This is a genomic window from Micromonospora sp. L31, assembly GCF_052068075.1.
GTDB lineage: Bacteria > Actinomycetota > Actinomycetes > Mycobacteriales > Micromonosporaceae > Micromonospora > Micromonospora purpureochromogenes.
In genome coordinates this window covers 111609-132795 of the sequence record NZ_JBQHDC010000002.1, presented here as the reverse complement: position 1 = coordinate 132795, position 21187 = coordinate 111609, and the positions used below count along the sequence as shown (strand labels likewise).

Genomic DNA, 21187 nt, shown 5'->3' with positions numbered 1-21187 from the left:
CGACCGTCGTACGCGTGCGCCGCCGGCCATCTTGGCCGGGGCGGCACGCCCTCCGGTGCCGATCCCGTCCCGCCCGCGGGGCGCAACCGCGGTCGGGTCCTCGCCGATCGGCGCCGGAGGTGGCCTGGTCAGACGGCGAGCGCGGCGAGCGCGGGCTCCACCTCCGTCCACCGGGAGCCCAGCTCCGCCGACCGGGTCACCGCGTCCAGCACCAGCTGGACCTGCAACGCGTCGGCGAAGGAGGGCGTCGGGTCGGCGCCGGTCGCCACCGCCTCGACGAAGTCGCGCATCTGGTGGGTGAAGGAGTGCTCGTAGCCGATGATGTGCCCCGGCGGCCACCAGGCCGACAGGTACGGATGCTCCGCCTCGGTCACCAGGATGCGGGTGAAGCCCTGCTCGGCCGTGGGCCGGGTGGCGTCGTAGAACTCCAGCTCGTTGAGGCGTTCCAGGTCGAAGGCGACGGTCCCGAGGGACCCGTTGATCTCCACCCGGAGGGCGTTCTTGCGACCGGTGGCGAACCGGCTCGCCTCGTACGTGGCCAGCGCCCCGTCGTCGAGGCGGGCGACGAAGACCGCCGCGTCGTCGACGGTGACCGGGCCGGTGGCCCGACCGTTGCCGTCGGCCTGCGCGGCCAGGCCGCTCGACCCGCCCGGCAACGGCCGTTCCTTGACGAACGTCTCGGTCACCGCGCTGACCCCGGTGATCCGCTGGCCCGTGACGTACTGGGTCAGATCGATGATGTGCGCGCCGATGTCACCGAGCGCACCGGAGCCCGCCCTGTCCTTCTGCAACCGCCACACCAGCGGGAACTGCGGGTCGACGATCCAGTCCTGGAGGTACGCCGCCCGGACGTGCCGCAGCACCCCGAGCCGGCCCTCGGCGACGAGCTGCCGCATCAGGGCGACCGCGGGCACCCGGCGGTAGTTGAACCCGCACATCGACCGTACCCCCGCGGCCTGGGCGGTGGCCGCGGCGGCGGTCATCTCCCGGGCCTCGGCCACCGTGTTGGCCAGCGGCTTCTCGCAGATGACGTGCTTGCCGGCGGCGAGCGCGGCGAGCGCGATCTCGGCGTGGCTGTCCCCCGGTGTGCAGATGTCGACCACGTCGATGTGGTCCGAGGCGACCAGGTCCCGCCAGTCGGTGCTGTACGCGTCCCAGCCGAGCCGGTCGGCCGCGGCGGCGACCTTCCCGGCGTCCCGGCCGCAGATCGTCGCCATCCGGACCCGCGCCGGCAACTCGAACACCCGGTTCACGGTGCGCCACGCCTGCGAGTGCGCCGCGCCCATGAACTCGTAGCCGACCATGCCGACCCGCAGTTCGCTGTGCTGTGTGGACAAGGTGGGTCTCCCCCCGTGTGTCAGAACCCGAGCTTGAGGTAGTTGCCCGCGTTCTCCTTGGTGATCGTCTCGGAGGCGAGCACGATCTCCTTGGGCACCTGGAGTTCCACCAGGTCGGACATGCCCTTGCCCTGGCCGATCAGGCGGGCCAGCGAGATGGCCGAGGAGGCCATCGACGGGCTGTAGGTGACGGTGGCCTTGAGCACCGTGTTGTCGGACTGGATGTCCTCCATCGCCTTCTTCGAGCCGGCGCCGCCGACCATGAAGAACTCCTTGCGGTTGGCCTGGTTGACCGCCGCGAGGACGCCGATGCCCTGGTCGTCGTCGTGGTTCCAGAGCGCGTCCATCTTCGGCAGCGCCTGGAACAGGCCGCTCGCCTCCTGCTGGCCGGAGTCGGCGGTGAACCGCGCCGCCCGCCGGTTGGCGACCTTGAGGCCGTTCGCCGCGAGGGTGTCGGCGAAGCCCTTCGACCGCTCCTGGGTCAGCTCCAGCTCGTCCATGCCGGCGATCTCCCCGATCACCGGGTTGCTGACGCCCTTGGCCTTGAGCTGCGCCACGATGTACGTCGCGGCGGCCACCCCCATGCCGTAGTTGTCGCCCTTGATCTGCAGCCGGTAGGCGCGCGCGTCGGGGAAGGCCCGGTCCAGGTTGACCACCGGGATGCCGGCCTTCATCGCCTCCAGGCCGAAGGCGTTGAGCTCCTTGCCGTCGTGCGGCAGCAGCACGATGACGTCGGGCTTCTGCGAGATCAGCGTGGACAGCGCCGCCCGCTGCGCCGCCGCGTCCGCGCCGGCCTCGACGGACTTGAACTCCACGTCCGAGTACGCCTGGGCCTGCGCCTTGGCGTTGTTGGTGATGGCGGCGATCCAGCCGTGGTCGGCGGCCGGGGCGGAGAAGCCGATGATCACCTTCTTGCCCGGCTCGGCGTTGCCGCCGGTCGCGGCGGCCTTGGTCTGCGCGGCGGTGGGCTCGGTCTCGTTGCTGGTGCAACCGGCGAGGAGCACGCCGGCGCCGACGGCGGCCCCGCCGAACAGCAACCGGCGGCGGGACAGGTCACGACTGTGCTGGGTCATGACGACCTCCAAAGTGACGGGTGGTGGAGCGAAAGAGGGTGTGCGGATCCCGGCCACCGTCGTCAGGTGGCCGCCGAGATGCGGTGTGTCGTGAGGAGGGCGGCGCGTCACCGCGCCGCGGATGGTCAGGCGGTGGTGGCCCGGTTGCGGGCGAGGAACTGGGTCAGACTGCGGAACTGCACCTGCTGGACCAGGACGGCGCCGACGATGATGCCGCCCTTGACCATGTTCTGGGCCTCGGTGGAGAGGCCGTTGATGGCGAAGAGGTTGGTGATGGTGGAGAAGATCAGCACCCCGAGCAGGGAGCCGACGATGGTGCCCCGGCCGCCGCTGAGCAGCGTCCCGCCGATGATGGCCGCGGCGATCGCGTCCAGCTCGTACAGGTTGGCCATGGCGGCCTGGGCGGAGTTGGCCTGCGCGGTGAGCATGACCGCGGCGATGCCGCAGCAGAGGCCGGAGAGCGCGTAGAGCAGCAGGGTGTGCCGGCGGACGTCGATGCCGGCCAGTCGGGCCGCCTCCGGGTTGCCGCCGACGGCGACCGTGCGCCGGCCGAAGGTGGTGCGGTTGAGCAGCACCCAGCCCGCCGCGACCACGGCCGCCAGGATGTAGACCAGCAACGGGATGCCGAGCAGTTGGGTGGCGGCGATGTCGTTGATGAAGGTGTTGTTCGAGACCTGGGTCTGCTTGTCGGAGATCTCCGCGGCCAGACCACGGGCGGCGACCATCATGGCCAGCGTGGCGATGAACGGCACCAGCCGTCCGTACGAGATCAGCAGGCCGTTGACCAGCCCGACCGCCACGCCCACGGTGAGCGCACTGAAGATCATGCCGCCGGCGCCGTAGCTCTGGGTGGCGACCGTGGTGCACCAGACCCCGGCCAGCGCGACGATCGCCCCGACGGAGAGGTCGATGCCCCCGCCGATGATGACGAAGGTCATCCCGACGGTCACCACGCCGACCACCGAGGCCAGCTTGAGGATGGTCAGGGTGTTGTTCCACACCCAGTCCGGGTTCGAGTAGAGGTCCGAGCGGGTGGCGGCGCCGATGACGACCAGCACCACCAGCACCGCGATCAGGCCGAGGTTGCGCTTCGCGCCCTCGCCGCCGTCGCCGTGCCACCAGGACAGCCGGCCCGGCGCGGCGGCCTTGTTGGTCACCGCCGCCGTCTCCGCCGGGTCGACCGGCGGGGACTGCGCCGGCAGCTCCGCCCGGCTCTCCGGCGTCGCGGTCTCGCTCATGCCGCCACCTCGCTCCGCTGTGTGCGCTCGTTCATGCGGGCGCGCCTTCCATCAGGGACCCCGCCATGACGAGGTCGAGCACGGTGTTCTCGTCCAGTTCGCCGGCCGGTGCCTCGCGCACCATCCGGCCCTCCCGCATGACCAGCACCCGGTCGGCCAGGCCGAGCACCTCGGGCACCTCGCTGGAGACCAGCAGCACCCCGACACCCTGCGCGGCCAGGTCGCGGATCACCCGGTACAGCTCGGCCCGGGCGCCGACGTCCACCCCACGGGTGGGTTCGTCCAGCAGCAGCAGCCGGGTGTCGCCGAGCAGCCACCGCCCGACCACCACCTTCTGCTGGTTGCCGCCGGAGAGCGTGCGTACCGGGCGGCGCACGTCCCGGGGCCGGAGCTGGAGGCGGTCGGCGATCCGTTCCGCCTCGTCGCGCTCGCGGCCGGCGTCGGTGAACCCGAGTCGGGCGTACCGGCTGAAGGTGGCGAGGGTGACGTTGCGGTGGATCGGCTCGCCGAGCAGCAGCGCCTGGCTCTTGCGCTCCTCGGGCGCCATCCCCATGCCGGCCCGGACGGCCGCGCCGACGCTGCCGGGGCGCAGCGCCCGGCCGTCCACGTGGACGGTGCCGGTCTCCGCGCGGCGGGCGCCGAAGATGGTCTCCAGCAGCTCGGACCGGCCGGAGCCGACCAGGCCGGCGATGCCGACGATCTCGCCGGCCCGCACGCTGAGGGAGACGTCGGCGAACTCGCCCGCGCGGCCGAGCCCGTCGACCCGCAGCAGTTCCGCGCCGGTGTCGGTGCCGGTCGGGCGGTCCGGGAAGACGTACTCGATGGTGCGGCCGGTCATCTTCGAGACCAGGTCGCGGGTCGGGGTGTCCCGGGCCGGCAGGTTCGCCGCGGTGGTCCGGCCGTCCTTGAGTACGGTGACCCGGTCGCCGATCTCGCGGATCTCCTCCAACCGGTGCGAGATGTAGATGACCGCGATGCCCTGCGCGGTGAGCTCCCGGATGATCCGGAACAGGTTGCCCACCTCGTCGTGGGCCAGCACCGCGCTCGGCTCGTCCATGATGATCAGTCGCGCCTCGTGGGAGAGCGCCCGGGCCATGCTGACCACCTGCTTGCCGGCGGCCGGCAGGGCGCGGACCATCCGGCCGGGCGGGATCTCGCCGTGGCCGAGCCGGCCCAGGATCTCCCGGGTCCGGCGGGCCATCTGACCGCGCCGGACGAAGCCGAGCCGGCGCGGCTCGTGCCCGAGGAAGGCGTTCTCCGCCACCGAGAGGTCCTCGACCAGGTCGAGTTCCTGGTAGATGGTGGCGATCCCGGCGCGCATGGCGGCCTGCGGGTCGGCGAAGGCGGCGGGCTGGCCGCGCCACTCGACGTGCCCCGAGTCCGGCCGGTGCACCCCGGCGAGCACCTTGATCAGGGTGGACTTGCCGGCGCCGTTCTGCCCGAGCAGGCAGTGCACCTCGCCGGCCCGCACCTCCAACTGCACCCCGTCCAGCGCCCGTACGCCGGGGAAGGTCTTCACCACGTCGGTGAGGCGCAGGACCACCTCGCCCGCGACGGTGTCGGCGGGCGGGGTCACCAGCGGAGCCGTCCCGCCCTCGGGCGCGCTCGGCGCACTCCTCGCGCTCACGATGCCTCCCCGAAGGCGACGTCGCTCGCCAGCACCGCGGCGCCGGCGACGCCGGCGCGGGGGCCCAGCTCGGACAGGACGACCGGCAGGTTGCCGGTGGCCAGTGGCAGCGACCGGCGGTAGACCACGCTGCGGATCTCGGCGAGCAGGATGTGGCCGAGCTGGGCCAGCCCGCCGCCGATCACGATCATCGAGGGGTTGGTGAAGCTGACCAGGCCGGCCAGCACCTGGCCGACCCGCCGGCCGCCGTCGCGGATCAGCTGGATGCAGGTGACGTCGCCCTCGACCGCCCCCTCGGCGACGTCCCGGGCGGTGACCACGCCCCGGGCGGCGAGCCGTTCGGCGAGCGCCGGGGAGGTGCCGGCCCGGGCGGCGACGACGGCCTCGCGGGCCAGGGCGGCCCCGCTGAAGACCGCCTCCAGGCAGCCGACGTTGCCGCAGGAGCAGACCGCTCCGTGCGCGTCGACCTGGATGTGGCCGATGTCGCCGGCGCAGCCGTCGGTGCCCCGGTAGACCTCGCCGCTGAGGTAGATCCCGCACCCGATGCCGGTGCCGATCTTGACGAACAGGAAGTCGTCGATCGAGTGGGCGACCCCGCCGTGCCGTTCCCCGATCGCCATGATGTTGACGTCGTTGTCGACCACCGCCGGGCAGCCGTGTTCGCGGGTGAGCAGCTCACGGACGGGGAACCGGTCCCAGCCGGGCATGATGGGCGGCGAGACGGGCACCCCGTCGCGGAAGCTCACCGGCCCGGGAACGCCCACGCCGACGCCGTCCAGCTTCTCGTACGCCCCGTCCACCCGGGCCTTGTGCAGCAGCTCGTTGACCCGGTGCAGGATCACCTTCGGTCCGGAGCGGATGTCGGCCGGCTCGGCGTACGCGGCGACCGGCTCCAGCCGGCCGTTGACCACCTCGACGTCGATCGAGCTGGCACCCAGGTCGACGGCGGCGAAACGCAACCGGGGGTCCAGCTCGACCAGGGTCGAGCGCCGCCCGCCCCGGGAGGCGGCCAGTCCCGCCTCGGCCACCAGGCCCAGTCCCACCAGCCGCTCCAGCTCGGCCAGCAGCCGGGGCCGGGGCATCTGGAGGCGGTCACCCAGCTCGGCCCGGGACGCCGGCCCCGCGTCGCGGAGCAGCCGCAACAGCCGTAGGTGCAGGGGTTCTACCGTCCGCACGGGATCCACCTCCGCGTCGGTGTTCACATCGATGTGACGTCGATGTGTTGTGTCCGACACAGTAGGAGCCTTCCGTGCCTCCTGTCCATAGCTTCAGTCAATCCGCCGCCAACTTTTGTCCGTTAGGACAAAAGCTATAAGTGGATCAAGAAAAGGCCGACCCCGTCGCGCCGGACGCGACGGGGTCGACCTCGGGCCTGTGGGAGGAGCTAGCGCTCCCCGGCGGCGTTGCGCTTCTTGAGCTTGCGGTCGTCGCGCAACTCGACGTAGGGCTCATCCTCCGGCGAGTGACCGGCCGAGATGGCCCGGCCGCGCTCCAGCTCCGCGTCGAACTCGGCGCCGAGCAGGATGGCGATGTTGCTCAGCCACAGCCAGACCAGGAAGATGATCACGCCGGCCAGCGCGCCGTAGGTCTTGTTGTAGGACGCGAAGTTGCTGACGTACAGGGCGAAGAGGCCGGAGATCACCAGCCAGATCACCACGGCCAGCACGCCGCCCGGGCTGACCCAGCGGAAGCCGCCGTGCCGGGCGTTCGGCGAGGCCCAGTAGAGGATCGCGAACATCAGGCTGACCAGGAGCAGCAGCACCGGCCACTTGGCGATGTTCCACACGGTCACCGCGGTGGAGCCCAACCCGATCGCGCTACCGACCTGCTCGGCGAAACCGCCGGTGAAGACCACGATCACCGCGCAGGCCAGCAGCATCACGCCGATCACCGCGGTCACCCCGAGCCGGATCGGCAGGGTCTTCCAGATCGGCCGCCCCTCGGGCACGTCGTAGATGGTGTTCGAGGCGCGCATGAAGGCGGCGATGTAGCCGGAGGCGGACCAGAAGGCCACGAGCAGACCGACGATCGCGGCGATGCTGGCCAGCCCGCCCGAGGCGCCCGCCTGCTCGATGGCGCCCTCAATGATCTTCCGGATGTTCTCCTCCGGCACCGCCTGGTTGACGGTGTCCTTGACCCCCTGGGTGGCGCGGTCGCCGAGCAGGCCGAGCAGGGAGATCAGCACCAGCAGCCCGGGGAAGATGGAGAGCACCCCGTAGTAGGTCAGCGCGGCGGCCAGGTCGGTGAGGCTGTCGTCCTGGAACTCCTTGACGGTGCGCTTCAGGGCCGCCACCCAGCCGGAGCCGGGCAGCTCGGCCGGGCTGTCCGGGCCCTCGTCGGGACCGACCGGCCGGCTGCCGCGCGGGTTACGGCCCCCCGGGTCGCTCGAACGGGACCCGGCCGCGGTCGCGGTGTTCTGGTCGTCGCGGTCGCGCCCGGCCCGGGCGGACGTGTCGTCGGAGGCCATCGCCCCTCCTCGTGGTCAACGGTTGTCCCCCCGACATGCCCCGGGAAAGCCAACGGTTAACCCCTCACTTGTAGAGCAGGCCCACCATGCGCCGAGACGCCACGGCCAGCCCGAGCCCGGTCAGCGCCAGCAGGTAGAGCAGGTCCAGCAGCCACAGCCAACCGGACCCGCCGACACAGATGTCCCGGATCAGGTGCACCGAGCGGTAGAGCGGGGTCACCTCCACCACCCAGCGCAGCAGCGCAGGGTAGTCCTCGGCCGGCACGAAGGTGCCCGAGAAGAGGAAGAGGGTGAACTGCGCCGAGCCCATCAGGTCGAAGTCCTGCCAGCTGCGCATGAAGGTCGCCAGCGCCATGCCGATAGCGCCGAAGGTGAAGCCGACCAGCACCGCCGCCGGGAACGCCAACAGCGCCCGCCCCACGGAGGTCAGGTCCATCGCCACCATCACCGCGAGGAACGCCGCCGAGTAGGCCGAGCCGCGCACCATCGCCCACCCCAGCTCCCCGAGCGCGATCTCGAAGGGCCGCACCGGGGTGGCGATGATCCCGTCGTAGAGCTTGAGGTACTTCATCTTGCCGAAGAAGTTGAAGGTGGTTTCGGCCAGCGCCCCCGTCATCGCCGAGGAGGCCAGCATGGCCGGGGCGACGAACGCGGCGTACTCCACCACCCGGCCGTCGGCCAGGGTGAGCCCGTCGATCAGCTGGCCCACCCCGACCCCGATGGAGAACAGGTAGAGCACCGGCTCGACGAACCCGGAGAGCAGCAGCAGCCAGTAGACCGACTTGAGCGCCGCCACGTTGCGCTCGACCACCGCGGCCGACCGGCGCGACGTGCCGGAGACGTCGAGCAGCCGGGGCAGGACGAGAGTGACCACGCGAGCCTCCTAGACCACGAGCCGGCGACGGAAGAGCCGGGCGGCCAGCAGCCAGCCGCCCAGCGCCCAGGCCGCGAGGTAGAGCAGGTGGCCGGCGACCGACCACTGCGGGGCCACGCCGAGCGTCGCCGCCCGGCACAGGTCGACGGCGTGCCAGAGCGGCGTCGCGTACGCCAGCCAGCGCAGCACGCCGGGCAGCGACTCGACCGGGAAGAAGATCCCGGCGAAGAGCGTCATCGGGATCACCGCGAACCGGAACAGCATGGCCAGCCAGCTGTCGCTGTCCACCACCGCCGCGTAGGCGAAGGTCGGCGCGGCGACCGCCAGGCAGAGCAGCGCCACCACCGGCAGGGTGGCCACCGCCCAGCCCGAACGCAGCGCCCCGAACAGCGCCGTCACCAGCAGGAACGCGACGCTGGCGGTGAGCGCCCGGAACAGCACGAAGGCCAGGTGGCCGGCGAGGATGTCGCGGATGCGCAGCGGTGCCGCGCTCTGCGCGGAGTAGGTCTTGATCCACTGGAAGTTGCTGAACACCGGCCAGGTCGACTCGCCGATGGCCACCTGGAGCGCGGTCGAGGCCAGCAGCCCGGGCACGATCCAGTCGAGGTACCGCACCCCGTCGACGCCCTGGTCGACGTACGCGCCCACGCCCAGGCCGAAGCCGACCACGGTCAGCGTCGGCAGCAGGAAGGACGAGAAGACCCCGGCCCGCCAGGTGCGGCGGTAGCCGGTCAGGTAGTGCGCCAGCACCGCCAGCGCCGGCACCCTGGGCAACGGGGGCCGTTGCGCCACGCTCACCCGGACCTCCTCTCACCCGCCGTCCACCACGGCCTTCCTACCCCGGGGGTACGACAGGCCGCGGCAACCCTACGGCCGGCCGCCCCGCGTGTCGCGCCCTTTACCGGGCCCGCTCGCGGCTCCGGAACGGCACCCGCGCGGGCCGGCCCGGGCACGGCCGGTACCTGCCGCTCTGTCGACCCCCGTTTGCGGCGTGTTGGGGCCTCCCGCCGTCCGGACGCCCCGACACGCCGCAAATGGGGGCGGGGCGCGCCCCGGGGGGCCGGACTCGTCGGCGCGGCGGCGCGGCGGTGGACCGTCGTGGGCGCCGTTCAGGCGGCGCGGGTCGTGGCGAGCAACGCGCGCGCGGCGTAGCCCCAGAGCAGCAGCCCGGCGCCGGTGCCGACGACCAGGCCGACCTGGACCGACGAGGTGAGCGCGACGACCAGCCCGGCCAGCGCCACCAGGCACAGCGCGACGCCCAGCGGCACCAGCAGCCGGTCGCGCAGCACCTGGGCCAGCGGCACGAAGTGCAGCCCGACCACCGCGCAGACCAGGACCGGAACGAACTCCGACCAGCCGAGCCCGGCCAGGGCGAGGGCGCCGAGCACGGCCACGGCGAACTCGACGGCGACGATGACGCCGTACCGGCGGTCGATGGCCCGGTCCCGGGGCAGGGCGGCGGCCGCGCGCCCGGTCCGGACCACGACGACCGCGCCGAGCAGCGCGGTGAGCAGGGCCAGGCCGCTGGCCACCACGAGCGCGGCGCGCAGCGGCGGGTCGGCCGCCGGCACGCTGAACCAGATCGTGGCGAAGACGCCCAGGTAGAGCGCGGTCAGCCCGGCCTGGCGTCTCGATCCAGCATCCATGGTGGACACTCCTCCCCCGTCGACCGCCGATGCTATGCAGCGGCCGGGGCCGCCCCGCCCACGGCCGTCAGTCGACCAGGGTGCGGCCGGTGAGGTGCAGGAAGACGTCCTCCAGGCTGCTGCGCCGGACCAGGACGCTGGCCGGCGTCAGGCCGCGCGCCTCCACCTGGCCGACGGCGGCGTCCCCGTCGGTGACGTAGAGCAGGATCCGGTCGGGCAGCACCTCGACCCGCTCCCCCAGCCCGTCGAGCTTGCCGGCGAACGCCTCCTGCGACTCGGCCGCGAAGCGCAGCTCGACCACCTCGCGGGTGGAGTGCCGTTCGATCAGCGCCCGGGGCGAGCCCTCGGCGACGATCCGCCCGCCGTCCATCACCACGAGGCGGTCGCAGAGCTGCTCGGCCTCGTCCATGTAGTGGGTGGTCAGCACCAGCGTCACCCCCTGCTGCTTGAGCCGGAACAGCCGCTCCCACACCAGGTGCCGGGCCTGCGGGTCCAGCCCGGTGGTCGGCTCGTCGAGCAGCACGATCTCGGGCTCGTTGACCAGCGCGCGGGCGATGGTCAGTCGGCGCTTCATGCCGCCGGAGAGCGGCTCGACCTTGCTGTCGGCCCGCTCGGTGAGCTGCACGAAGTCGAGCAGCTCGGCGGCGCGCGCCCGGGCCACCGCACGGGGCACGCCGAAGTAGCGGGCGTAGGTGGTGAGGTTCTCCCGGACGGTCAGCTCGGGGTCGAGGTTGTCGAGCTGAGGGCAGACGCCGAGCCGCGCCCGGATGGCGGGGCCGTCGCGCACCGGGTCCATGCCGAGGATGCGCAGCTCGCCGCCGCTGGGCGGGGAGATGCAGCCGATCATGCGCATGGTGGAGGACTTGCCGGCGCCGTTCGGCCCGAGGAAGCCGAACGCCTCGCCGGGGCGTACCTCGACGTCGATGCCGTCGACGGCGGTGAAGTCGCCGAACCGCTTCACCAGCCCCCGAGCCTGGATGAGTGGTTGAGCAGTGGTCACCGGCCGACCCTACCGGCGACGTCCGACACCCTCGACGGGTTTCCGCCCCCGCCACAGCCGGCTCGGATCCGGCAACGCAGAGTAGTTGACACTACGGACAGTCACCGACCGGTACGCTCTCGTGCAACGAGCCGTCGGGCCGTCGCCGCGGGGCATCAGCGGGGCGATGCGGGCATACTGGACAGATCCTTTTCGGACGCACCCCGGCCGCCGGCGCCTGTCAACAGTTCAGCTCCATCAATTTGTTAAATCCTTCTTTACTCAGATTCCTCTGCGTGATTGAAATAGATCGCCATTACCGACCGCAATGATATCCGGCAATGTTCCATGGCGTAGATAATTGGCGTATCGTGCCCCCTCGTGTCGTCCGTACGCTTCTCCGACGGTCCCGCCCCGCAGGCGCCGCACCCCGGCTCCAGGGGGGCGGGAGCCGCCCTCAAGGACGCTCCGGAACCCCTGCCACCGCAGGTCACGGTGGGGACACCACCCCGCGCCGCGGTGCCGGACACCCGCGAACTCGCCGCGCAATTCGAGGACGAGAAACCGGGGCGCTCGCTCACCGGCCCGGTCGGTCTTCTGGTCACCGGCACGACGGTGGGGATCGCGCTGCTGGCACTTGTCCAGGTCTTTCAACCACTTCCGCAGGGCAGCAAGTACTACCTGATCATTTTCCTGGCCGGCGTGCTGCCGACGGTGTTCCTGGCGTACCCGGCGGGCCTTTCGATCCCCTGGCGGCCGGGCCGCACACCCGCCGCCGTCGACGGGCCGGACCCGACCCGGTCGGACTGGCTGCTGGCCGCCGCGGCCCTGGTCGCCTGCCTCTACCCGGTGCTGCCGTTCACCGTCGGTGGCGGGGGCGGCGGGTACGACGCCTTCCTCGACCGGCAGGGCCTGCTCGTCGGGCTCGACGTCGCGATGGGCACCGTGCTGCTGCTCCTGCTGCTGGAGGCCTGCCGGCGCACCACCGGCTGGATCCTGCCCGCCGTCTGCCTGCTGTTCCTGGCCTACGGCTACTACGGCGGGCTGCTGCCGCAGTCCTGGCCGGTGGCGCACGCCGGGCTCGACTTCGGCCAGCTCGTGGACGCGTTCTACAACTCCGACAGCGGGTTCTACGGCACCCCGCTCGACGTCGCGGCCTCGTACATCGTGCTGTTCACCATCTACGGCGCGGTGCTGGACCTCTCCGGGGCCGGGCGGTTCTTCGTGGAACTCTCCGCCGCTGCCTTCCGGCGCTCCCGGACGGCCGCCGGGCGCACGGCGGTCGCCTCCGGCTTCCTGCTCGGCACGGTCTCCGGATCGGGCGCGGCGACGACCGTCAGCATCGGCGCGGTGACCTGGCCGCTGCTGCGCCGGGCCGGCTACCCGGCCGAGCGCGCCGGCGGGATGCTCGCCGCCGCCGGCGTCGGGGCGATCCTGTCCCCGCCCACCCTCGGTGCGGCCGCCTTCATCATCGCCGAGTACCTGGGCGTGTCGTACCTCCAGGTGCTGGGCTGGGCGACCATCCCGACGATGCTGTACTACCTCGGCATCCTGCTCGCGGTCGAGATCGACGCCCGGCGCTCGGGCGTGCGACCGGTGGTCGTGCACACCGACTCGCCCTGGCGGCTGCTGGGCCGCTTCGGCTACCACTTCCTGTCCCTGCTGGTGATCACCGGCCTGCTCGCCCTGGGCGTCTCGGCGACGAAGGCGGTGGTGGGGGCGACCGTGCTGGCCGCCGCGCTGTCCTTCCTGGACCGTCGGCACCGGCTCACCCCGGCCCGGCTGGTCGAGGCGCTCGGCACCGGCGCGCGCGGGGTGCTCGCGGTCAGCGCGGTCTGCGCCGCGGCCGGCATCATCACGGCGACCACCACCAAGACCGGGCTCGGCCCGCAGGCGGCGGCACTGCTGGTCTCCGGCGCGCAGGCGGTCTCGTCCGACCCGGCCGTGGTGCTGGCGCTCACCGCCGTGCTGGCCGCCGTCGCGCTCAGCCTGCTGGGGCTGGCCGTGCCGGTCACCGCCTCGTTCGTGATCGGCTGGGTGATCATCGGCCCGGCCCTGCTGGACCTGGGCGTCGCCGCGCCCGCCGCGGCGATGTTCGTCTTCTACTTCGCGGTCCTGTCCGAGGTCTCCCCACCGACCGCGCTCGCCGCGGTGGCCGCCGCCGCGGTCACCGGCGGCCGGCTGGTGCCGACCATGTGGCAGACCCTGCGGTACGCCCTGCCGGCCTACCTGATCCCGATCGCCTTCGTGATCACCCCGGCCGGTCTGGGGCTGCTCGGAATCGGCGGGCCGCAGCGGGTCGCCGTGGCCGTGGTGGTCTCCGCGCTCAGCGTCGCCGTGCTCGCCGTGGCGGCGGGCGGCTGGCTGCCCGGCGTCGGCCCGGCCGGCGTACCGGAACGGATCCTCGGCGCGCTCGCCGGGCTGACGCTGCTCTGGCTCGAACCCGTACCCGTCACGGTCGGCGCGGTCCTGGCCGCCGCCGTGGTGGCGGGTGTCCTCGTACGACGCGGCTCCGCCAACCGGACCGGCGAGCCGTCGGCAACACCACCGGTGAACCATGGGGAGGAAAACAGTGAGACGGATCAACGTGCGGCTCGCCGCGGGAGTGGGGGCGCTCGCCCTCGTCGCGAGCGGCGCCGCCGGCTGCGGGGGCAAACAGGACGGCGCGACGAAGGACGACGCCGCCAGCGAGATCACCTGCAAGGTCACTGACAGCACCCGCGTCGGCATCGCCACCGGTAACGCCACCGGCGTGTACTACGTGGTCGGCAACGCCCTCGCCGGCCAGCTCTCCACGACGACCGACGGCAAGCTGACCGGCACCGCCGCCGAGACCGGCGCCTCGGTGCAGAACATCGAGCAGCTCGTCGGCGGCCAGTACGACGTCGCGTTTTCGCTCTTCGACACGGCCGTCAACGCGGTGCAGGGCAAGGGCAGCTTCACCTCGCCGCAGCCGGTGGAGGCGCTGGCCCGGATCTACGACAACTACACCCAGGTGATCGTGCGGGCCGATTCCGGCATCGGCTCGGTGGCCGACATGAAGGGCAAGAAGATCTCCACCGGCTCCCCCAAGTCCGGCACCGAGGTCATCGCCAACCGCCTGCTCACCGCCGCCGGTCTCGACCCGGCCAAGGACATCCAGGCGCAGCGGCTCGACCTGGCCAAGACCGTGGAGGGGGTCAAGGACGGCAGCATCGACGGCTTCTTCTGGTCCGGCGGGGTACCGACCGGCGGGGTCACCGACCTGTTCACCACGGCCGGCGACAAGGTGAAGTTCCTGGACATCGCCCCGCTGCTGCCCAAGATGACCGAGCTGAATCCCGCGTACCAGGCCGGGACGATCCGCGCGGACGTCTACAAGACGGCGACGGACACCCCGACCATCGTGGTGCCCAACGTGCTGCTGGTCCGCAAGGACCTCAACGCCAACGTCGCCTGCGCCGTCGCGCGGACCGTCTTCGACAAGAAGGACGCGCTGGCCCAGGCCAACCCGGCCGCCAAGGGCATCAACCTGGACAACGCCCGCAAGACCGACCCCGTACCGCTGCACCGCGGGGCGGCCAAGGCCCTGCAGGACCTCGGCGCGAGCTGACCGACGGCGCCGGGTCCGGGCCACCGCCCGGGCCCGGCGTCCCCGACCATTCCCGGGAGACCCGCGTGCCGCTCCCCCGCCCCGCCCGCGTACGCCGGCACAATCGGCCGGCGGACCACACCGACCGGCTCTGGTCGGTCCGCACCCAACTGCTCGCACCGATCCTGGTCGCCACCATCGGCCTGGTCGTGCTGGGCGCCACCCAGACCAGCACCGCGCTGGACGCCTCCGCCGACGCCGACCGGGCCCGGGTCCTCGCCGGCACCGCCACCGCCACCGTGCGCCTGGTGCACGAGCTGGAGCGGGAACTCGGCGAGACGGCCGCCCTGCGCCAGCGGGGTGGCTCCACCGGCCGGCCGCTGGTGGACGCCCAGCGGCTGCGGGTGGACACCGCCGTCGACCGGTTCCGCACCGCCAGCCGGGACGCCCGCCGGGCCGCACCGGACCTCGGGCGGGTGCTCGACACCGCCGACGACCAGCTCTACCAGCTCGACCCCGCCCGCCGGTCGGCGCCCACGTCGGAGGGGGCCGACCCCACCTACGTGGCACTGGTCGAGTCGCTGCTCACCGTCGCCGACGCGCTGCCCGCGCAGCTGCGCGACACCGAGCTGGCCAACGCCGCCCGGGAGGTGGCGGCGGTCGCCAGCCAGGAACACCTGGCCGCGCTGGAACGCGACCTGCTCCGGACGGTCTTCGTCCGCGGCGAGCTGGCCCAGGGCGAACTGGTCCGGCTCGGCCAGCTGCGGGGCGCGCGGGAACAGCGCCAGGCCGAGTTCTCCCGGATCGCCGACTCCGACGCCGAGGCCGCGTACGCCCGGCTGGTCGCCGGCGCCGACGTGGCGACCGCCCAGCGGATGCGGGACACCGCCGTCAAGGGCGAGACCCTGGCCGCCGCGCTGAAGGTCGACGGCGACGCCTGGTACGTGGCCCAGAGCGGCACGATCCGGCGCTTCAACCTGCTCGGCCGGGAACTCTCCGAGGACCTGGACCAGCAGGCCGCCAGCCTGGCCCGGGACGCCCGCCGGCGGGCCCTGGTCACCGGCGGGGCCACCACCGCCGTCGCGGCGGGCTCGCTGCTGGCCGCCGCGCTGCTGGCCGTACGGACCAGCCGCCGGCTGCGCCGGCTACGGGTGGCGGCGCTCACCGTGGCCAACTCGGAGCTGCCCGAGCGGATCACCGCGATCGCGGCCGGCGAGGGCACACCGGCCGAGGGCGAGGCGACCCGGCTGACCGAGGACATCCGGCAGGGGCGCGACGAGGTCGCCCAGGTGGCCGAGGCGTTCGACACGGTCAACCAGGCGGCGCTGCGACTCGCCGGCGAGCAGGCCGAGCTGCGGCTGGACGTGACCCGGATGGCCGAGGCGCTGGCCCGCCGGATCCGGACCCTGATCACCCGGCAGCTGCGCCTGCTCGACGACTTCGAACGCGACGAGACCGATCCGGACGCGCTGGCCCGGCTCTTCGCGCTGGACCATCTCGCCGCCCGGATGCGCCGCAACGGCGAGAACCTGCTGGTCCTCGCCGGTGGCGAGCCGGGGCGGGCGTACGAGGGGGACCACCTGCTCGCCGACGTGGTGCGCGCGGCCTCCTCCGAGATCGAGGACTACACCCGGGTGGAGATCGACGTGCCGGCCGCGGCGGTGCACGGGTCGGCGGTGGGTTACCTGGTCCACCTCCTCGCCGAGCTGCTGGAGAACGCCACCAACTACTCGCCGCCGCACACCCCGGTGCAGGTCGACGGCCGACGGACGATCGACGGGCTCACGCTGCGCGTGCACGACCAGGGCATCGGCATCAGCGAGGGCCGGCTCGCCGCGATCAACAAGCGGCTGCTCGCCCCGGCGGTGCTCTCCAGCGCCGCCGCCGGCAGCATGGGCCTGCACGTGGTGGCCCACCTGGCCGCCCGGTACGGGATCCGGGTGCAGTTGCACAACACCGGCACCGGCACGCTGGCCCAGGTCGAGGTGCCCGAGTCGGCGCTCGTCCGGGTGGAGACGGTGTCCCGGCGCCCCGTTCCCGTCCGCCAGCCCGCCTCGACGGCGGCCTGGTTCCGGGCCGGGGCCGGCGCGCCGGCCCTGGCGGCGACCGTGCCGAACCCGACGCCCGCGCCCCGGCTGACGCCGACGTACGGCGGCAGCCTGTTCCGGCCGGACCCGACCGACGTCCACCACGCGCCGACGGTGACGTTGCCGGTGGTCACCCCCGGTGCCGGGGTCGCGGCCCCGCCCCGGCCGCCGGTGCTCCGGGCCGCCGTGGCGCCCCCGCCCGGCGCCGCCCACCCGTCGACCGGGCCGGCCACCTCCGGCGCCGGCCTGCCCCGCCGGACCCGCGGCGATCAGCTCCCGACCTTGCCGAACACTGCGCCGGCCCGACCGGCGGAGGACCTGCTCGACCCGGAGGTGGTGCGGGCCCGACTGTCCGCGCTCGCCGAGGGGGTGGCCAGCGCGATGCGACGTAACCAGCAGACGAGACCCAACGGGAGACACCGATGACCACACCCGTGAGCGCCGGCCTGGACTGGCTCCTGACGAACTTCGCCGAGCAGGTGCCGGACGTGTCGCACGCCGTCGCCGTCTCCGAGGACGGGCTGCGCCTGGCCTCCTCACCGCACCTCTCCCCCGACCAGGTGGACCAGCTCGCCGCCGTGATCAGCGGCCTGGCCAGCCTGACCGTCGGCGCCGCGCGGCTGATGTCCGCCGGCCGCGTGCGCCAGCAGATCGTCGACATGGACGGCGGGGTGATGCTGGTGATGGCGGTCGGCGAGCGGGCCCTGCTCGGGGTGCTCGCCGCGCCGGGCTGCGACCTGGGTCAGATCGGTTTCGAGACCGCGACCCTGGTGCAGCGGGTGGCGGAGGCGTTGGAACCGGCGGTCCGGGCGTGACCCGCCGGCCACCGCACTTGCTGGCCGTCCTGCTGGTGACGCTGCTGGTGGCGGGCTGCGGAGAGCCGGCCGCGCCGCCGCAGGCCTGGCACGGCGGCCGGATCTTCCTCGCCACCGGCAACACCACCGGCGTGTACTACCAGCTCGGTGGCGGCTACGCCGATGTGATCAGCCGCCACCTGCCGGGGTACGAGGCGCGGGCCGAGCCGACCGGCGCCTCGGTGGAGAACGTCACCCGGCTGGCCAGCGGCGACATGGAGATCGCCTTCAGCCTCGCCGACACCGCGGCCGACGCGGTCACCGGGCAGGGCGCCTTCGTCGGGCAGCCCCAGCCGGTGCGGGCGCTGGCCCGGGTGTACAGCAACTACACCCACGTGATCGTGCGGGCCGACGCCAAGGTGAAGGACTTCGCCGGGCTGCGCGGGAAGCGGGTCTCCACGGGTTCGCCGAAGTCCGGCACGGACATCATCGCCGGGCGGCTGCTGACCGCCGCCGGGATGGACCCGGACCGGGACGTGGACCGGTTCACCCTGTCCCTGCCGGAGACGGTCAAGCGGATGCGGGCCGGCACGCTGGATGCGATGTTCTTCTCCGGCGGCCTGCCCACCCCGGGCATCGCCGACCTGCTCTCCAGCGCGCCGGGCACATTCACGCTGCTGCCAATCGCCGACCTGATTGAGCCGCTCAACGCCCGGTACGGCTCGGTGTACACCACCGCCGAGCTGCCGAAGGACGCCTACCGCACGCCGTCCGGCACGCCGACGGTCACGGTGTCGAACATGATCCTGGTCAGCGCCGACATGCCGGACGATCTGGCGTACGACCTGACCCGGCTGCTCTTCGCCTACCAGGGCGACCTGATCGGGGTGCACCCGGAGGCGGGCAACTTCACCCGGCAGAGCGCATCCAGCACCGACCCGATCCCGCTGCATCCGGGCGCGGCGCGGTTCTACCGGGGCGGGTGAGCCGGTTCAGGCGTCAGCGGGGGCGGTCGCGGCGCGGGCGGCCGCCACCAGCCGGTCGGTCTCCGCCAGCACGGCCTCGTCGTCGGCGGGGGTGCCCGGGTCGAAGCGCACGGTCCAGCTCAGCCCGTCCACACCGGCCACCCGCCGGGCCGCGACCCGCCCGGCACCGCCGGGCAACGGGTGGTGCGCGGTGTACGCCACCGACCGGGTGACCCGGGCCCGCACCTGGTGCGGCAGCTCGCCCGGGTCGACCAGCAGGTAGGTCTCGGCCGGGCAGTCCGCCACCACCTGGTAGCCGTCGCGCTCGGTGATCCGCTCGGCCGGGGTGACGGTCAGCTCGTGGCCGGACCACACCGCCTTGAGGATGTCGTGCCAGCCCAGCCGGTGCGGGCGGCCGGGCAGCCAGAGCCCGAGGTTGCTGGCCACCACCACGCCGTCGCCCTCGCCGTTGCCGGCGGCCGCCCAGGCGAGCACCCGTTCGTCGTCGGCGAGCGGGGGCCGGGCGGCGGGCGGCAGCTTCGGCTTGCGGCTGAACAGTCCCATCACAGTCCTCCCGCGGCCTGCTCGCGCAGCGCCCGCGCGTGCTGCTCCAGCGAGAGCAGTTCCCCGAAGAGGGCGAAGTACTCGTCCTTGTTGTTCACCGGGTTGACCCGCTGGATCTTGGATTTGAGGTCCCGGATCCGGGCGGTGACCGAGCCCCACTGCAACCGGGCCATGGTGATCGAGACGTACCGGGGGTCGGGTTCGCCGTCGATGCGCAGCGGCTCGACGGCCAGTTCGCCGACCAGCGCCCGGGCGGCGAGGTCCTCGCAGGCGTCGCGGACCGACTCGATCCAGACCGCGCCGGCGGTGGCAGCCGCGGCCCCGCCCGCCGCGGCGATCGCCGCGCGGACCGCCGCGTGCACCGGGTGCCGGTACTCCGGGGCGTCGACCGCGTCGAACATCGGCCCGGCCAGCACCGGCTCCTGCAGGGCCAGCTTCAACGCCTCGCGCTCGACCATCGACTGCGGGCTGTCCACCGCCGGCTCGGGCGCCGCCGTCGAGCGGGTCGGGGCGGACGAGCGCCGCTCGGCGGTCGGGGTGGCGTCGGCGGCGAGCACCGCGCGCTGCACCGGCTCGATCTCCATGCCGAGGTCGCCGGCGAGCTTGCGGACGTACTCGGGGCGCTTCTCCCGGTCCTTGATCTTGGCGACGAGCGGCGCGGCCCGGCGCATCGCCTCCACCCGGCCGTCGACGGTGTCCAGGTCGTACCGGTTGATCACATGGCGCAGCGCGAAGTCGACCAGCGGCTCGCGGCGGGCAACCAGGTCGCGCACGGCCAGGTCGCCCTTGGCCAGGCGCAGCTCGCACGGGTCCATGTTGTCCGGGCTGACCGCGATGAAGGTACGCCCGACGAAGCGCTGGTCGTCCTCGAAGGCGCGCAGCGCGGCCTTCTGGCCGGCGGCGTCCCCGTCGAAGGTGAAGATGATCTCGCCGGCCACCGCGTCGGTGTCCAGCAGGAGCCGGCGCAGCACCGCGATGTGGTCGGCGCCGAACGCCGTGCCGCAGGTCGCCACGGCCGTCGGCACGTCGGCGAGGTGACAGGCCATCACGTCGGTGTAGCCCTCGACGACGACCACCTTGCCCTGCTTGGCGATCTCCCGCTTGGCCTGGTCGATGCCGTAGAGGACGTGCGACTTCTTGTAGATCGGCGTCTCGGGGGTGTTGAGGTATTTCGGGCCGTCGTCGTCGTCGAAGAGCTTGCGGGCGCCGAAACCGATCACGTCGCCGGTGATGTCCCGGATCGGCCACATCAGCCGGCGGCGGAACCGGTCGATCAGCGTCCCGGAACGCGACGGGCGGGACAGCCCGCCGGTTACCAGCTCGTCGTGGCTGAAGCCCTGCTGGCGCAGGTGCTTGGTGAGCAGGTCCCAGGCGTCCGGGGCGAAGCCGCAGCCGTACCGCTGGGCGGCGGCCCGGTCGAAGCCCCGCTGCGCCAGGAACTCCCGGGCCGGCCGGGCGGCGGCCGTGGTGAGCTGGGCCTGGTAGAACTCGACGGCGGCGGCGTGCGCGGCCACCAGCCGCTGCTTCTGCCCCTGCTGGGGACGGGGGCGCGGGGCGGCGTTGTCGCCCTCGACGTAGCGCAGCTGGATGCCGGCGCGGGCGGCGAGCCGCTCGACGGACTCGATGAAGCTGAGGTGCTCGGCGTCCATCAGGAACTTGATGGCGTCGCCGCCGGCCCCGCAGCCGAAGCAGTACCAGACGTTGCGGGCGGGCGAGACGTTGAACGACGGGCTCTTCTCGTCGTGGAACGGGCAGAGGCCCTTGAGGTTGCCGCCGCCGGCGGACTTGAGGGTCACCGTGTCGGAGATGACCTCGGCGATCGAGGTGCGTTCCCGGACCAGCGCGATGTCCTCGTCCCGGATCCGCCCAGCCATCTGCCACCCCCTCGGCGTACATCCTGCCCTGCCGGGCCGACGATCCGCCGACGGGGGCACGGGCGTGTGGCGAACGACGCCGGCGGGGGTG

At 73.0% G+C, this 21187-nt stretch carries 17 protein-coding genes; 5 read left to right on the top strand and 12 right to left on the bottom strand.

What is annotated here, in order from left to right:
• Positions 1-128 precede the first annotated feature (128 nt).
• The 10 genes from ACTMS9_RS07160 to ACTMS9_RS07115 all read right to left on the bottom strand — a co-directional run bounded on the left by ACTMS9_RS07160 (position 129) and on the right by ACTMS9_RS07115 (position 11262).
• Positions 129-1304, bottom strand: a complete 1176-nt coding sequence (locus ACTMS9_RS07160) for a Gfo/Idh/MocA family protein (RefSeq protein ID WP_441164709.1) — start codon at positions 1302-1304, stop codon at positions 129-131.
• A 53-nt stretch (positions 1305-1357) separates the two neighbouring features.
• Positions 1358-2410, bottom strand: coding sequence for a substrate-binding domain-containing protein (locus tag ACTMS9_RS07155; RefSeq protein ID WP_441145719.1), 1053 nt, complete (start codon positions 2408-2410; stop codon positions 1358-1360).
• Between the two features lie 125 nt (positions 2411-2535).
• On the bottom strand, positions 2536-3648 hold the full coding sequence (locus tag ACTMS9_RS07150) for an ABC transporter permease (RefSeq protein WP_441164492.1): 1113 nt from the start codon (positions 3646-3648) through the stop codon (positions 2536-2538).
• Between the two features lie 31 nt (positions 3649-3679).
• Positions 3680-5191, bottom strand: a complete 1512-nt coding sequence (locus ACTMS9_RS07145; RefSeq protein ID WP_441164708.1) for a sugar ABC transporter ATP-binding protein — start codon at positions 5189-5191, stop codon at positions 3680-3682.
• Positions 5192-5271: 80 nt separating this feature from the next.
• Positions 5272-6450, bottom strand: a complete 1179-nt coding sequence (locus ACTMS9_RS07140) for an ROK family protein (protein WP_357608531.1) — start codon at positions 6448-6450, stop codon at positions 5272-5274.
• Positions 6451-6659: 209 nt separating this feature from the next.
• Positions 6660-7742 carry a YihY/virulence factor BrkB family protein gene (locus tag ACTMS9_RS07135; RefSeq protein ID WP_441145725.1) on the bottom strand — a complete coding sequence of 361 codons (1083 nt, stop codon included), beginning with the start codon at positions 7740-7742 and terminating at the stop codon, positions 6660-6662.
• Between the two features lie 64 nt (positions 7743-7806).
• A complete protein-coding gene (locus ACTMS9_RS07130) occupies positions 7807-8616 on the bottom strand; it encodes an ABC transporter permease (RefSeq protein WP_441145727.1) in 810 nt (269 codons plus the stop codon).
• Between the two features lie 9 nt (positions 8617-8625).
• On the bottom strand, positions 8626-9414 hold the full coding sequence (locus ACTMS9_RS07125) for an ABC transporter permease (protein WP_441164491.1): 789 nt from the start codon (positions 9412-9414) through the stop codon (positions 8626-8628).
• A 311-nt stretch (positions 9415-9725) separates the two neighbouring features.
• Entirely contained in the window at positions 9726-10262 is a 537-nt protein-coding gene (locus ACTMS9_RS07120; protein WP_441164490.1) for a hypothetical protein, read from the bottom strand.
• A 67-nt stretch (positions 10263-10329) separates the two neighbouring features.
• Positions 10330-11262: an ABC transporter ATP-binding protein gene (locus ACTMS9_RS07115; protein WP_088960835.1), complete on the bottom strand. Its 933-nt coding sequence runs from the start codon at positions 11260-11262 to the stop codon at positions 10330-10332.
• Positions 11263-11622: 360 nt separating this feature from the next.
• Between ACTMS9_RS07115 and ACTMS9_RS07110 the strand changes: the two genes are divergently transcribed.
• The 5 genes from ACTMS9_RS07110 to ACTMS9_RS07090 all read left to right on the top strand — a co-directional run bounded on the left by ACTMS9_RS07110 (position 11623) and on the right by ACTMS9_RS07090 (position 18679).
• A complete protein-coding gene (locus tag ACTMS9_RS07110) occupies positions 11623-13953 on the top strand; it encodes a TRAP transporter permease (RefSeq protein WP_441145735.1) in 2331 nt (776 codons plus the stop codon).
• The gene (locus ACTMS9_RS07105) at positions 13847-14833 is read left to right on the top strand and encodes a TAXI family TRAP transporter solute-binding subunit (protein ID WP_441164707.1); all 987 of its coding nucleotides are present in this window, start codon (positions 13847-13849) and stop codon (positions 14831-14833) included. The genes ACTMS9_RS07110 and ACTMS9_RS07105 overlap by 107 nt, the downstream gene beginning before the upstream one ends.
• A 65-nt stretch (positions 14834-14898) precedes the next feature.
• Positions 14899-17325, top strand: a complete 2427-nt coding sequence (locus ACTMS9_RS07100; RefSeq protein ID WP_441164489.1) for a sensor histidine kinase — start codon at positions 14899-14901, stop codon at positions 17323-17325.
• Positions 17322-17714 (top strand): roadblock/LC7 domain-containing protein, encoded by a 393-nt coding sequence (locus ACTMS9_RS07095; protein ID WP_441145738.1) that lies wholly within the window; start codon positions 17322-17324, stop codon positions 17712-17714. The genes ACTMS9_RS07100 and ACTMS9_RS07095 overlap by 4 nt, the downstream gene beginning before the upstream one ends.
• The gene (locus tag ACTMS9_RS07090) at positions 17711-18679 is read left to right on the top strand and encodes a TAXI family TRAP transporter solute-binding subunit (RefSeq protein WP_441164488.1); all 969 of its coding nucleotides are present in this window, start codon (positions 17711-17713) and stop codon (positions 18677-18679) included. Before ACTMS9_RS07095 ends, ACTMS9_RS07090 begins: the two co-directional genes overlap by 4 nt.
• 6 nt (positions 18680-18685) lie before the next feature.
• Here the strand turns inward: ACTMS9_RS07090 and ACTMS9_RS07085 are convergent, their stop codons facing one another.
• Both ACTMS9_RS07085 and dnaG read right to left on the bottom strand, forming a co-directional pair.
• The gene (locus ACTMS9_RS07085; protein ID WP_441145742.1) at positions 18686-19222 is read right to left on the bottom strand and encodes a hypothetical protein; all 537 of its coding nucleotides are present in this window, start codon (positions 19220-19222) and stop codon (positions 18686-18688) included.
• Positions 19222-21096 carry a DNA primase gene (dnaG, locus tag ACTMS9_RS07080; RefSeq protein ID WP_441145743.1) on the bottom strand — a complete coding sequence of 625 codons (1875 nt, stop codon included), beginning with the start codon at positions 21094-21096 and terminating at the stop codon, positions 19222-19224. Before dnaG ends, ACTMS9_RS07085 begins: the two co-directional genes overlap by 1 nt.
• Positions 21097-21187: the final 91 nt, after the last annotated feature.

Coding starts and splice junctions, on each gene's coding strand:
- ACTMS9_RS07135 (WP_441145725.1), bottom strand. CDS start 7,742: ATGGCCTCCGACGACACGTCCGCCCGGGCCGGGCGCGACCGCGACGAC.
- ACTMS9_RS07150 (WP_441164492.1), bottom strand. CDS start 3,648: ATGAGCGAGACCGCGACGCCGGAGAGCCGGGCGGAGCTGCCGGCGCAG.
- ACTMS9_RS07095 (WP_441145738.1), top strand. CDS start 17,322: ATGACCACACCCGTGAGCGCCGGCCTGGACTGGCTCCTGACGAACTTC.
- ACTMS9_RS07155 (WP_441145719.1), bottom strand. CDS start 2,410: ATGACCCAGCACAGTCGTGACCTGTCCCGCCGCCGGTTGCTGTTCGGC.
- ACTMS9_RS07120 (WP_441164490.1), bottom strand. CDS start 10,262: ATGGATGCTGGATCGAGACGCCAGGCCGGGCTGACCGCGCTCTACCTG.
- dnaG (WP_441145743.1), bottom strand. CDS start 21,096: ATGGCTGGGCGGATCCGGGACGAGGACATCGCGCTGGTCCGGGAACGC.
- ACTMS9_RS07160 (WP_441164709.1), bottom strand. CDS start 1,304: ATGGTCGGCTACGAGTTCATGGGCGCGGCGCACTCGCAGGCGTGGCGC.
- ACTMS9_RS07085 (WP_441145742.1), bottom strand. CDS start 19,222: ATGGGACTGTTCAGCCGCAAGCCGAAGCTGCCGCCCGCCGCCCGGCCC.